Origin of the sequence: Cutibacterium sp. 37298, assembly GCF_023838685.1 — a bacterium.
GTDB classification, from domain to species: Bacteria; Actinomycetota; Actinomycetes; order Propionibacteriales; family Propionibacteriaceae; genus Cutibacterium; species Cutibacterium acnes.
Genome location: NZ_JAJNRJ010000003.1, coordinates 331,901 through 339,942 on the forward strand (window position 1 = coordinate 331,901; position 8,042 = coordinate 339,942).

The following is an 8,042-nucleotide window of genomic DNA, read 5'->3' on the forward strand; positions in this document are numbered from 1 at the left end:
TCTTACCATGAGCCAGGTGAGTACCACCACATCGAGCCCTCGTCGTCGCGTCGCCATGACATGGGTAGTGTGGATCACAGCCGTGATCGCGTACGGGTTTGCGGTCATGCAGCGAACCTCTCTCGGCGTCATGGGGTTAACGGCAGCCGCCCATTTCAACGCCCCCGCCTCCGTCGTCGCCACCTTCATGGTGTTGCAGCTAGCCGTCTACGCGGTGCTCCAGATTCCAGCCGGTATTACCGTCGACCGACTGGGATCAAGGGTCGTCATTACCGCTGGGTCGATCGTCATGACTGTCGGTCAGGTCGTCATGGCACTCACCGGGAGCGCCGGCGGAGCAGTGCTGGCTCGCGTCCTGGTCGGATGCGGCGACGCCTTCATTTTTGGTGCCGCGATACGACTAGTGCCGGCTTGGTTCCCTCCCAAGCAGACCCCTCTGGTAACCCAGCTCACCGGTTTGCTGGGCCAGTTCGGACAAGTGATCTCAGCTGTTGGCCTCGTGGCCATGGTCAACAGCAGCGGATGGCGTTCCACCTATCTCCTGGCGGCCGGTGGTGCTGCAGTAGCGGCTGCGTTGGCATTCCTCCTCATCCGTGACGCCCCGCCCGGAGTGGAGCCGGAACGTACTGACGGCAATGTCACACAACTCCCCCACCAGGTCGCTGAGGTCATCAGCCATCCCTCGACGCGACTGGCTTTTTGGGCACACATGTCGTCAAACTTCGCCGGAATCGTATTTTCGCTGATGTGGGGTATGCCCTACCTCACCCACGCCGAGGGACGCTCAACGGCCACCGCCTCAACACTCATGACAGTTTATGTCATCGCCAATGCCATCGCCGGACCAACGGCGGGCATCTTGACCAGTCGGCACCCCATTCGTCGTGGCACCCTCATCGAGGCCATGATCGCCGCCTCCGCGGTGGCGTGGCTGATCGTCCTGGTGTGGCCAGGGCCTGCTCCGTTGTGGATGCTTTTCCTCCTCGTCATCTGTCTGGGCATCTCCTTGCCTGGCGGAAACGTCGGCTTCGATGTGGCCCGCACTTTTCAGCCAGGCAACCGGTTGGCCACCGCGACCGGTGTAGCGATTACGGGCGGCTTCTTCTTCGGTCTTTTGGAGATCGAGATTATTGGCCTACTACTCGATATGCTGTGCCCCGGCGGTCACTACACCCTCAGCGGGTTCCGCTGGGCGATGTCGACCCAACTCGTCCTCTTCGCCATCGGGCTGGCCGGGTTAGAGGTCAACCAGCGTCGGCTCTACCAGATCATGACGGACAACGGCGTCACCGTGCCCACTTGGCGCGAGGCCTTGGCACGGCAGTGGCGGGTCGTCAAACAGCGTCGCCGCTAAAGCCGTTACTCAGTTATTGAAGTCACGGGCGGTCTCGGCACGAGATGCCGCGTCACGACGTTCCCTAACCATCCGGGTCAGACCACCAGTGGCCGATTGGTGACTCGCCAACCAACGGTCAGCAGTCTCGGCGGCATCACCGTCAGGGAACAGCCCGACGACTAAACGCTGGGCCATCTCGATCGGGAACTCCTGCCAGATCTGCTCAAGATCATCAAAGTAGGAGCCATTGAGATTGGCAAACGTCTGGGCACCCAGCGGGGTACGCAAACCCTCGAGGAGGGCCAGACAGTGCTCATTGGACAGCTCTCCCGGGGTGCGTAGGCGACGATAAGCCTCCTGCTTCGCGGCATCGTCAGGACGAGCGGTGAGGGCTGCCATGTGATGGGCGACACCGGTCTTGGTGTGGTCACACTCTAGCTCGGCATCCAGGTCTTCGACGCTAGCCTGACCCAGAGCGGCCAGGGCCATCCAGGACTGCCACCTCATTTCTGGATCGACGACCAGACCGGCGACATTGCCGTCGAGCAGGCCGCGAACCCGTCCAGCCGAGTCCGGATCGGTGGCTGACAAGGCCAGGGCGTGACGCGCCCACAAGCGCTGTAGGTCGCTACTCAGCTCGGACTCGTCGAGTCCCTGCCAGGCCCGGGCTGCCTCGGCACGCCGTGCGGTCTTGCGAGCAGAATCAGGAAGATAGTTCTCGACGGCCATTCGTAGCTGCTGCAATACGGTGGCGAGGATGGCCGGTTCGGTCTCTTTGGGACCATGCGCAGCAACGGCGTCGAGGTAATCCTGAACCTTAAGCTTGGCGTCGCGCACGGCGTTCCACAGCATCGACCAGACCAGAGCGCGAGCCAATGGGTCGGCCAGACCCGACAGGTGAGCAAGGACGGTCTTCGTACCAGTAGCGCCAAGTCGCACCTTGGCGTACGTGAGATCGTCGTCGTTGATGAGGATGAGGTCGGGGGCCGGTTTGCCCGCCGCCTCAGGAACCGGGGTGCGTGGGGAGGAGATAGTGAGGTCGATGAGGTTAGTGCGCACCAAATCTTCGCCGTGCAAGGAGTACAGCCCGACGCGCAGGGTGTGGGGACGATTGACGTCGCGGCCGGTGCGGACGTCAATCGAGTCACGCACGACAGCCAGCTCGGAAACAACGCCATCACTGATAGTAAGTTCCGGCAGCAGGACGTCGGGACCAGCAGTCTTAAGCCAAGCGTCGACCCAGGCGCTCAGATCACGTCCGCAGACCTTTTCGAGGTGACGAATGAGGTCGTCAAGGGTGGCTGACGAGAAGGCCAATTCACGAAAGTAGTGGCGGGCTGCGCTAAAGAACCGCTCAACACCGACATGGGCCACCAACTGCTTGAGCACCGAGGCGCCTTTGGCATAGGTAATGCCGTCGAAGTTCTGACGGGCAGCTTCCAGATCGACGATGTCAGCGACGATCGGGTGGGTTGTCGACTGCTGGTCGGCGGTGTAGGCCCAGGTTTTGCGCCCGACGGCGAAGTTCGTCCAAGCCTCGCGGTATTCGGTGCCGGCAACCGAGGCGTGGGCACCCATGTACTCGGCGAAGGACTCCTTGAGCCACAGATCGTCCCACCACTTCGGGGTAACGAGGTCGCCGAACCACATGTGAGCCATCTCGTGGAGGATGGTGTTGGTGCGGCCTGCAAGCTCAGATCGAGTAGCTGGGCCGCGATGGATGTAGTTCTCGGTGAAGGTCACCAAACCCGGATTCTCCATCGCAACAAGGTTGTATTCCGGCACGAAAATCTGGTCGTACTTACCCCATGGGTAGGGGTAGCCAAAGGTGCGATGGTAGAAGGCCAAACCCTGCTTGGTGATCTTGAAGATCTCCTCGTGGTCGACGTACTCGGCCAGCGAGGCACGAGCCAAGATACCCAGCGGAATCGATTCGGAGCCGTCACGGGAATGCCACTCGTCTTGGAACCTGACGTAGGGGCCGGCAGCAATGGCGGTGAGATAAGTCGACATCCTCGGGGTGAGGGCGAAATCGTGCAGGAGGCCATCTTCCTCCTCCCGAATGTCTTCGTGAACCTGATTGGAGGCGACCCGCCAGTCGCTCGGGGCGATGACGTCAAAGTCGACGTGGGCTTTGAGATCGGGCTGCTCAAACACTGAGTACATCCGGCGAGAGTCGGCGGCCTCAAAGTGGGTGTAGAGGTACACCTTGCCGTCGGCCGGGTCGACGAAGCGGTGCAAGCCCTGCCCAGTGTGTTGATAGGGCAGCTTGGCGGTGACGATGACGAGGTTCTCGCGGTGAGTGTGGAGTCCGTGCAGCTGAATACGCGATCCGTCGTATTCCGGCTCGATTTCCTCGCCGTTGACGATGACCGATCCGATCTCGCCGTCGAGCAGGTCCAGGAAGGTGTCGGGCTCCGTGGTGGAGAACCGCACTCTGGTGTTGGAGGTGAAGTGGGTGGCGCCATCAGCGTCAGCACCGCGTACGTCGATACGGACGTGGTACCTCTCGACTTTGATGATCTCAGACCGGTGACGGGCTTCCTCGCGGGTCAAATTCATCGAACTCACACCACCAGAGTATGGCAGTGGCGCATGCCATGAGCATCGAGACCGAGCAGTTCCTCCCGGTGAAGCCGCGCCCCAGCTCGACCAGGGTGTCTGGTGTTCGTTCTTGGCGGGTGCGAGCCGGTAGCCAAGGGCAGCAGTGTCAGGGTAACTGATCCAGCGATTCCTTTGGGCAGTCAACCTGCTGGACCGTCACCCCATGGGCCACGTCGTAGACCCGACACGCGACCGAGGAAGCAGATTTTCCCGCGTCAGGTGGAAGCAGGGAGCCAGACTTCATATGCCTATAGAAGTCGACACGAAACCGGGTCCCCCGACGCGAACGCACCACCCAGTAGCCGCCAATAAGGATGTCCACCGGTCTGGTCTCGTTGAACCATGTCTGCGCGGCGTCCGCACGCGCAGTAGGAGAGGTGAGCCCTCGTGAGTCCAGTTTCTTACGCAGCGCATCGGGCACGGCGTAGTCGGCGCATGCCGCGGCATCCTCATCCGTCTCAGACTGGATCGTGCTGCAACCCGCCAAACCAAAGCAAAACAGCACACACGCAGCCATCACAGCCAGGAACCGAGGACTCCTCATCGGTGCCTCCTCAGCTCTCGCAAAGCAGCCACACGCCGCTCAGGTAGATAAGCATCCACGGTACCAGCGCCTCCACAAAAGCTCAGACAGAAGGTTGGAGCGTTGCAGTGAAAGCCCCGGTCGGGATGCCCCCGGAAGCGACCAGACGTCTTAGCCACGAGTGCAAGGGGATTCATCAGCGAAAACAAACGAGTCTCGCACCGGCACGTATCGGCATTAATACCCGCTACGCGAAAAGAGGTTGGTCCGGCCGGGTACCGAGAAAGAATGGCATCGTCGGCGCTCCGATGGTCCACCGACCACCAATCGCGTATACACGAAAGGGCGAACCATTGTTGAATAAAGAGTTCACGGTCGATGTTTTGGTCATCGGATGGGGTAAGGCCGGCAAAACGATCGCCGGACGCCTGGCGGCGGAGGGACGCAAAGTCGCCCTCGTCGAGAGATCAGCACAGATGTACGGGGGCAGCTGCATCAACATCGCGTGCGTGCCTACCAAGGACCTCATCGACTCGGCATCCAAGCGGGACGGCCGCGACCCCGTCTCCTACTTCACCTCAGCCGTCGCCGACCGAGACACCCTCATCGCCACATTGAACCGCACCAACCATGCCATGCTGGAGGGCAAAGTGCTCCTCCTCGACGGGGTAGCCAGCTTCACTGGGCCGCACACTGTCAAGGCGGTCGGGGGAGACGATGAGATCACCGTGCAGGCGGAGACGATCATCGTCAACACCGGATCTCACTCAGCCACCCTTCCGGTTCCCGGAGCCGATGGCCCGCGAGTCCATGACTCCACCACGATCCAGCACGTCGATCCCCTGCCGTCGCGGCTCGTCATCGTAGGCGGCGGGTTCATCGGGCTGGAGTTCGCCCAGATGTTCGCCCGATTCGGCTCCCAGGTGACCCTGCTCGAGGCCGGCGAGACCTTCGCCCCCGCCCTTGACGCCGACATCGCCGAGCGTGTGCGCAACATGCTTGAGGGTGAAGGGGTCACCGTCGTCACCGGGGCGCAGGTGACCTCCTGCGATGAAACAGGTGGCCATGTCGACGTCGTCACCGACGATCAGACATTCGCCGCCGACGTGGTGTTGGTGGCAGCAGGCAGACGCCCAGCAACCGAGGATCTCGATCTGGCCGCCGCCGGGGTGGCTACCGATGAGCGGGGCTACATTACTGTCGACGATCAGCTGCGCACCAATATTGACGGGGTGTACGCAGTCGGTGACGTCAATGGTGGGCCGTAGTTCACCTATATCTCCCTTGACGACAACCGGGTGTTGTGGGACACCTTGCACGACGGGCCACGTCGCCGTGACGATAGAGTGGCCGTCCCAGCGACCACTTTCCTCGACCCGCCGCTGTCCCAGGTCGGCATGACGATGCGCCAGGCCCGGGAGTCCGGTCGCTCCGTGCTCGTGGCAACCAAGGACGTCGCCACGATCGCCGCCATGCCGCGACCCAAGATTGTCGGCCAAACCGAAGGCGTCATTCGAGTTCTCGTTGATGCCGACGACCACACCGTCCTGGGTGCAACCCTGTGGTGCATTGATTCACAGGAACTGGTCAACTTTGTCTCACTGGCCATGCGGTTGGGAGTGCGCTACGAAACGTTGCGTGACGGGATCTGGACCCACCCGTCCTCGACCGAAGCTTTCAATGAGGTACTCGGAGTACTCGAGCCTCTCACCTGAGAAGTGATCGAAGTCCAGTCATTGTGACCGAGTAGTCACGGCCACAATGACTGGACTTCGTTCGGTTTGACCTCAGGAGGCCTGAGGAGCCGAGACGACCTCAGGTTTGAGGTTTCCGGTCTCGATCTTGACGACGTGACCGGCCTTGTCAACGGTCACTTTGGCGCTCATGGCTGCGGCCAGATTGATGCGCTGCCATCCACCCGAGGACGAGTCGAGGGCATACCCGGCATCGATTTCGGTGGCGGCCAGCACCTGACGCCGCTGGGCATCAGAGAGGGTCGGGAAAGCAGTGCCTAATAGATTCTCGGCACCAGCCGGGACGACCGGAGCGGTAGTGGCGGGGGCCGGGCCACCATAGACGGAAGCCTTGTCGAAACCGTAGGTCATGCGGGCGCGATAGGCCTTAAGAGCCGAAGCGCGATCGACCACCGGCGTCGTAGACACCGAGTCGGTGAAGGTGTTGTAGTAGCCCTTCTTGTCGTTGGCACCCACATTTCCGATGCATGCCTGCACAGTGTCACCATGACCGTCGGCCTCACAACGGCGAGTGAGGTATGCCATGAGCTCAGTGCGGGCGGCCTTGAGGGAGGCAACGTACAACCTATTCGTGGTCAGCGCGGCGAACACGTTGCTGTGGCCCTCGATGCGCCCACCCATGATGTCCATCGGGTAGTGCACGCCGAGTACAGCGCGATTGTTGCCGGCCTCGGATGCGCGGGTGAGGATCTCGGGACCCAGCTCAGGCAAGATCTCGGCCATCGCCAAACCATAGGCATAGGCAGCGGTGGTGTGGCCCGACGGGAAAGCCTGGCTGACGGTCAGATTGGTACCCGAGGCGCCGTCCATCAGGTCGTAGCCGGCAGTAAGGAGGGCCCGTCCACCCCTCTTGTGATTCACGTCGATCCGGCTTGGCACCCGCGCAATGGCAAGGTTTTTCTTAAGGCCGCGTAGATTGTTCGGATTCCCGGAATCGGCAAAGCTGCGATCAGCAAGGTAGGGGCGCGGGTAATTGAAGTACTTCTTGGCGGGCCCGGTGCTTTTCTTCGTCACTTCCTGAAACCCTGTCAACCACAGGAACCGGGCAACGTGGGTGAGGCTGCAGGAGTGAACATTCGCCGGGGTGCACTGGGCGAGCCCCTCGGCCACATACTTGCTAAGCACCGGGCCGAGGGAATCGTTATCTTCTTGCAACGGGTCCGTAAACATCGTGGCATCGCGCAGGGCACGCCACTGCTGGGATCTGCCCTGTCGGTCAGCGGCTTGGCTCGCCTCGTCAACCCCGGCCTTGTTGATCTGCTCAACGCCCTCGTCGTTGCGAGCCAAGATCTTCGAGCCTTGAGGGGTCACGTCACCGCGAAAAGCAGTGTCGAAGTTCTGCTTGTCGAACGGTTTGGGGGTCCAGTAGCGGTTGTACTCGCTCAAAAGGGCGACATGCGGATCTGCGGATTCATCGGGTTGGGCCGCCTGGGCGGGGCTCACCCCCACACTGCTGACGAGCGCCGTCGCACAGGCAAGGCCCAGGACAGAGGTACGAAGAATTTTCACCAGTTGACTCCTAGCGTGGTAATGGGCTGCTCAGACGTAGCCCCAGGACTGTCACGAATTGACGGTATGGGGACGAAGTGACGGGCAGTGGTCTATAAGGTGACGAATTACCCACACGTCATAGGCACGTTGCCCGATAGTCTGCGCGAGAGCGCGTCTCCCATGACAGAATTCCGGAAGATACGTCATATGTTCGACCCTCCTGGAGAAACAGGACCGACGTAGCACCGAGACGTCTCCGCTGAGCGCGGCGACCGCGAGGTGGTGTGCCGTTTGGGGTTCTTCGGGGGTAGTGTGTTCGCTGTCGGCCCAATGG

General features: G+C 61.4%; 5 protein-coding genes and 1 pseudogene. 2 read left to right on the plus strand and 4 right to left on the minus strand.

What is annotated here, in order from left to right; translation table 11 throughout:
* Window positions 1–55 precede the first annotated feature (55 nt).
* Window positions 56–1,354 carry a nitrate/nitrite transporter gene (locus LRP59_RS10215; RefSeq protein WP_002531925.1) on the plus strand — a complete coding sequence of 433 codons (1,299 nt, stop codon included), beginning with the start codon at window positions 56–58 and terminating at the stop codon, window positions 1,352–1,354.
* Window positions 1,355–1,363: 9 nt separating this feature from the next.
* Here LRP59_RS10215 and pepN read toward each other — a convergent pair whose 3' ends face one another.
* Together pepN and LRP59_RS10225 are read right to left on the minus strand one after the other, a co-directional pair.
* Window positions 1,364–3,898 carry an aminopeptidase N gene (pepN, locus tag LRP59_RS10220; protein WP_002514976.1) on the minus strand — a complete coding sequence of 845 codons (2,535 nt, stop codon included), beginning with the start codon at window positions 3,896–3,898 and terminating at the stop codon, window positions 1,364–1,366.
* 148 nt (window positions 3,899–4,046) lie between these two features.
* The gene (locus LRP59_RS10225; RefSeq protein ID WP_002514977.1) at window positions 4,047–4,484 is read right to left on the minus strand and encodes a hypothetical protein; all 438 of its coding nucleotides are present in this window, start codon (window positions 4,482–4,484) and stop codon (window positions 4,047–4,049) included.
* Between the two features lie 332 nt (window positions 4,485–4,816).
* Here LRP59_RS10225 and LRP59_RS10230 point away from each other — a divergent pair.
* Window positions 4,817–6,178: pseudogene (locus tag LRP59_RS10230) on the plus strand (dihydrolipoyl dehydrogenase family protein).
* A gap of 72 nt (window positions 6,179–6,250) precedes the next feature.
* On the opposite strand, the gene LRP59_RS10235 reads toward LRP59_RS10230, so the two are convergent.
* Together LRP59_RS10235 and LRP59_RS10240 are read right to left on the minus strand one after the other, a co-directional pair.
* Window positions 6,251–7,726: a phosphatase PAP2 family protein gene (locus LRP59_RS10235; RefSeq protein ID WP_002514979.1), complete on the minus strand. Its 1,476-nt coding sequence runs from the start codon at window positions 7,724–7,726 to the stop codon at window positions 6,251–6,253.
* A 51-nt stretch (window positions 7,727–7,777) separates the two neighbouring features.
* A partial coding sequence (locus LRP59_RS10240; RefSeq protein WP_098827484.1) for a hypothetical protein occupies window positions 7,778–8,042 on the minus strand: 265 nt, incomplete at its 5' end.

What these genes read in the sequence shown, in the direction of transcription:
- LRP59_RS10215 (WP_002531925.1), top strand. Translation starts at nt 56, where the DNA reads ATGACATGGGTAGTGTGGATCACAGCCGTGATCGCGTACGGGTTTGCG.
- pepN (WP_002514976.1), bottom strand. Translation starts at nt 3,898, where the DNA reads ATGAATTTGACCCGCGAGGAAGCCCGTCACCGGTCTGAGATCATCAAA.
- LRP59_RS10225 (WP_002514977.1), bottom strand. Translation starts at nt 4,484, where the DNA reads ATGAGGAGTCCTCGGTTCCTGGCTGTGATGGCTGCGTGTGTGCTGTTT.